General features: G+C 61.9%; 5 protein-coding genes. All 5 read right to left on the bottom strand.

Annotation, left to right across the window (positions count from 1 at the left end; all coding sequences use genetic code 11):
- Positions 1-533, bottom strand: a 533-nt coding sequence (locus PHQ87_RS14855; protein ID WP_300236018.1) for a hypothetical protein, incomplete at its 3' end; no start/stop codon positions are given.
- A 24-nt stretch (positions 534-557) separates the two neighbouring features.
- Positions 558-938, bottom strand: coding sequence for a hypothetical protein (locus tag PHQ87_RS14850; protein WP_300236015.1), 381 nt, complete (start codon positions 936-938; stop codon positions 558-560).
- Positions 939-1,070: 132 nt separating this feature from the next.
- Positions 1,071-2,804: a DUF2235 domain-containing protein gene (locus PHQ87_RS14845; RefSeq protein WP_300236013.1), complete on the bottom strand. Its 1,734-nt coding sequence runs from the start codon at positions 2,802-2,804 to the stop codon at positions 1,071-1,073.
- The gene (locus PHQ87_RS14840) at positions 2,801-3,346 is read right to left on the bottom strand and encodes a hypothetical protein (protein WP_300236012.1); all 546 of its coding nucleotides are present in this window, start codon (positions 3,344-3,346) and stop codon (positions 2,801-2,803) included. Before PHQ87_RS14840 ends, PHQ87_RS14845 begins: the two co-directional genes overlap by 4 nt.
- Positions 3,347-3,405: 59 nt before the next feature.
- On the bottom strand, positions 3,406-3,813 hold the full coding sequence (locus PHQ87_RS14835; protein ID WP_300236010.1) for a hypothetical protein: 408 nt from the start codon (positions 3,811-3,813) through the stop codon (positions 3,406-3,408).
- Between the last annotated feature and the right edge of the window lie 174 nt (positions 3,814-3,987).

Genomic DNA, 3,987 nt, shown 5'->3' with positions numbered 1-3,987 from the left:
CGCGCCTCGTTCATCTGCATCGCATACGCCTGCTCGCGTTGGCGGTAGCCGTCCATCAAGATCTGCAGTTTCAGCGCATCGGCCTGCATTTGCGCCTGCAAGCCCTGCAGCTCAAAGTGATAGCGCTGCATGATGCCTGATTCCTGATTGGTGTTGTTGCGAGCATTCTCAATCAATTTATCAATAGATTTCCGCCGCTCGTCCAGCACCAGCAGCACACTTTGACTCTGTTTCAGTGTTTGCAAACGCAAATTGCGTAACCCCGCACAGGCCTGATAATGTGCCGGATTAGCTTTATCATCACCACAATCCTGTAAGGTGCCCACAAATTTTTTCTTGTCCTCGTCGGTCAAACTGGTCAGGCTAGCAAAGTCAACATCCAGACGTTCTAGTTTCTCAAAGTCTTTGAGTTTATCAACCTCCTGTTTTCTAACATTATTAATGTTTTCCACTTCTTTCATCAGTTTATCATCGTAGACAGCCCATTGCCCAAATGAGCTGCCTGCCGATAAAAATAAAAATACCGCAATCATAGCGCGCATATTCACCCCTATTTGTCAGAATGTTTTCGTCAGTTCTCGTCCACTGCTTGTCCACCAATGAACACTACCAACGAGCCACCCGCGGCCTGACCACTCCGAAAAACCAACACTCATATGTTGATTTCCGGAATCCCAATACTGAGTAATTTTATTCTCTGGATTGCTTGGTTGAACTCCGACCGCCCGCGCTACAGCAGCATGATCCATTCCTTCTTGAATACGGTCATACGCCGCCCGCAAATCCACGTCATCATCGTCAGACGAGCCACCACCACCGCCGCCAATGCAGCCACTCAGGAAAACCGCCGCCACACCGGCCATGGCCGCTACACCCATGTGGCGGCGGGTCCATTTCTGTTCCTGAGCGGTGCTCTTTTTTATACCGTTTTTCATCATGATGAAGCTCTCCTGGAAAAGAAAGAATAAATAGCCAACTACCGCAACCAATCATCCACCCATACCCATGTCTCAGCCTTCACTCGCGTGAAGGCTAGGACATGAATACAAAACCCCGCTACGCCTTTTTCATCAAGCCATCGTCCGCCCCCCATGGCTGGGTTCCGATGGCTGCATGGCATAGGAATGGCCGATGCCCGGCTGGTACGGCTGGTACGGCTGCCGCTCTTTCGCCGCCGATGCCAACTCCAATTCCGCCGCCTCGCGCCAATGCGCCTGTTCGCTCTGCCCCAGTGCCTGCGTCACGTTGAATTCGCGCAGCGGCCCGTTGTGCTGCTGCATTGCAATCGTGCTGCCGTCCTTGCTCAGGTAAAAAGCCTGCACGTCACCACCCTGCCCCGCATGCCGCACCTGCTCCTTCACCGCCGCAGCGGCCAGGGTGTCCACCTGCTGCTCGCTCATGCCCAACTGGCGCAGATGCGACCCCAATTGCTCGCGGAACTGGCGGGCGCCGGATTCGTGCATGGGGTTGGGCTGGAAAGCCCGGTTTTGGCCGGGTATGCTGGCGTCCAACTGGTGGCGCAAGTCGTTGCCCTGGCCGATGGGGGCCTGGCGGTGGATCAGCTCGCGGGTGCGGCCCTGTTCGTCGGTGTGCAGCAGGTGCAGGTCGATGCGGTCGCGATCGCGCCCGGGGAAGTCGCGCTCGATCATCACGGCGGTGGCGTCCTTGCCGCTGGGCAGGGCGTAGTGCTTGCGCCAGACCGTACCTTCGGCACCCTCGAAGCGGTGCCAGCCGTCGTGCACGTGGGCTTCGGGCCGGGCGGCCGGGTCCAACTGGCGGGGCGCGTTCAGGCCCCGGCGGGGGTCGTGGGTGACGGGGTAGTCGGCCGCCTGGGCCACGCCTTCGGCCGCTCGGCTGCCCAGCGGCCACATGGCCCGGGCGATGGCGCTGCGGCTGGCCTGCATGGCTTCGTCCGTCTTGGGCAGGTCGCGCTCGTGGTAGATGGCGGCGGCGCCGTCGTGGCGCCTGTGGGGCGGCACATCGGCCAGGGGCACACCGCTTTGGCGGAACCATTCGGTGGAGGCTTCGAGCACGCGGGCGGAAATGCCCCGGTCGTAGCCGCCGCCGATGTTGCAGTGGTTGCCCATGACCTCGACGGTGCGCACTCCGGGGTGCGCGCCGTGATCGACGCCCTTGAACCATTCGCGGTATTCGTGCTGGGCGCGCACGACGGTGACGTTCTTCGATGCGGGCGAGAACGCCGCGTTGCCGTCGTAGCCGGTGGTGACGGGGTCGTAAACCATGGCGCCGGCCAGGCCGAGTTGGCCGGGGGGAACGAGTTGTTTGCCTGTCTTGGGGTCGGTCAGCCCATGCTCATAAAGCAATTGGCTGAACACCGCCGCCGTGCCGCCGCCCCGGCTGAAGCCGGTAGCCATGACTTGCAGGGAGGTGGCGGGGTCGGCTTGGGGGTTTTTCTCAAGCCAGACGAGGGCTTCCGTACGGAATTCCCTGTACGCTCTGTCCGCTGTATTGCGCATCTCCTCTGAGGGCAGCAACACATCGTGATAGCCCTTGGCGCCTGCATCCGTACCGACGCCGCGGTAGTAGGCCGACCTGAAGCTGTCGTTGCCCCGCATGTGCGGCGCCATCTGGTCGTGCAGGTCGGCCACATTGGTCTGGTGCGGGTTGCCGGACAGCTTGACGTTGTCCTTGTCGTTGTTGGTGCCGTCGAAGTGCGCGACGAAAACGAATTTCTCGCCGCTGCGGGCGTCCACCTGGGCCGCCGGCGCCTCGGCGATATGCCGGGCCTGCGCCGACATCTGCTCACGCTCGGCCGCGCTCAGGCGCTTGATGACCTCGGTCATGGCTGGCCGTCCTCTTTCTTCTTGGCCGCGTCGCGCTGCGCGCGCCACTTGACGTTGCCGCCGCGCACCTTGGGCGGGCTGTTGTCGGGGTACAGGGTCTTGACATCGAGGTAGTCCCAGCCATCCGGGCCATTGGCCGGTTTGCCCGGCGGCAGGTGGTTGCGCTTGCCCTCGATATCGCTATCCGGAATCAGGTAGACAAACAACTGGTTTTCATCGACCAGGAAATAAACCGTCTGACCGAACATGTCCTTGGGCGAGGGCAGGCGGCTCTTGAGGTCCACGCGGTCTTCGTACTCCTTGCCCGTGGCCTTGTCGCGCCATTTGACGTACAGGAAATCGCCCATGGGCATGGTGCCGCCGCCCTTGAAGCATTCGCCGCGCCGTGCCTGCCCGGTTTCCACTTCGTGCCGCGTGTGCTTGCCCAGCATCTCGCCATACAGGCAGTCGATCAGTTCAGTGCCAGGGCTGTCCAGGTTGTATTGGTAACCAAGGCTGTGAAAGACCATCCGATCTTCGCTGCAGGCATGTTGTGTGCTCATGACGAGACTCAGCAGGAAAATAGAGAACAGGCGGCGCATCGCGGTTTCCTTCACGTTGCTCAGTAATCGTCCCCGTGCTCGCACTCGGCCATGCCGTCGGACGCGTCCGGTTCGCCCTTGGTGCTCAGCGGCTGGCGGCCGCTGTTGGCGGCCCAGGTGCCCATGGATGGGCCGCCATGAACGCAGATGCGCTCGAACGCGGGGATCCACTTCCTGTTGAGGTACTGGCAGATCTGTGTCCAGGTGCCAGGGCCGGTGGGCGCCCAGCAGTGCGCGGGCACGCCGATGCCGCAAAACGAGAACACGTCCTGCTCGTAGGGGAAGTCTTCGGAGGTGTAGTACGCCCCGCCGGTCTGCCCATGCTCGTCCACGCCGCCGCATTTGGAAGCCCAGGCGCCGCCCGAGGCCAGCAGCAGCGCGGCGGCCAGGAGCGCGGTTTTCTTCAGGTGCCTGGTGGGTGTTGTCATGGTGGTGTGTCCTCCCCGTGGTGTCGGCCCGCGCTCAGGCATTCGCCGTTTCAGCGTGCCGCAGGAATTCGTGGTTGTTGGCCATGGCGGTGTCGCGCTGGCGCTTGAGGCCCTTGCGGCGGGCATGGAACTCGGGCAGCCAGGTGTCGGGCTGGCCGGGCGTGGGGTGGCCGG

Source organism: Hydrogenophaga sp., assembly GCF_028698005.1.
Classification (GTDB): Bacteria; Pseudomonadota; Gammaproteobacteria; order Burkholderiales; family Burkholderiaceae_C; genus Hydrogenophaga.
The sequence above is the reverse complement of the archived record's forward strand: the minus strand, read 5'-3'. Positions and strand labels throughout refer to the sequence as shown.

Coding starts and splice junctions, on each gene's coding strand:
- PHQ87_RS14835 (WP_300236010.1), bottom strand. CDS start 3,813: ATGACAACACCCACCAGGCACCTGAAGAAAACCGCGCTCCTGGCCGCC.
- PHQ87_RS14850 (WP_300236015.1), bottom strand. CDS start 938: ATGATGAAAAACGGTATAAAAAAGAGCACCGCTCAGGAACAGAAATGG.
- PHQ87_RS14845 (WP_300236013.1), bottom strand. CDS start 2,804: ATGACCGAGGTCATCAAGCGCCTGAGCGCGGCCGAGCGTGAGCAGATG.
- PHQ87_RS14840 (WP_300236012.1), bottom strand. CDS start 3,346: ATGAGCACACAACATGCCTGCAGCGAAGATCGGATGGTCTTTCACAGC.